Source organism: Curtobacterium sp. MCBA15_013 (assembly GCF_001865095.1).
Taxonomy (GTDB): Bacteria; Actinomycetota; Actinomycetes; order Actinomycetales; family Microbacteriaceae; genus Curtobacterium.
Window position 1 is genome coordinate 1 of the sequence record NZ_MJGQ01000084.1, and the last position, 233, is coordinate 233.

The following is a 233-nucleotide window of genomic DNA, read 5'->3' on the forward strand; positions in this document are numbered from 1 at the left end:
GAGGACGTCGACGTCCTCGCGCACCAGCCAGTCGACGATCCGACCCACTCGGGTGCGGACGGAGTTCACGTTCCAGGTCGCCACGCGCATGGGTCCGAACCTACCGTGCGCCGGCGCGGCGGGGCTCCGCGCGCCGGGCCGTGCTCCCGGGCGGAGCACGGCACGATGGTGTTCGCTGGACACCAGGACGAGACTGCATCGGAGGCACTCATGGCATCGACGACGAACCGCGT

The 233-nt window shown here is 70.8% G+C and carries 1 pseudogene; it reads right to left on the reverse strand.

What is annotated here, in order from left to right:
- Positions 1-90, reverse strand: a pseudogene (locus tag BIV01_RS20320) (exodeoxyribonuclease III); the annotation flags it as partial.
- Positions 91-233: the final 143 nt, after the last annotated feature.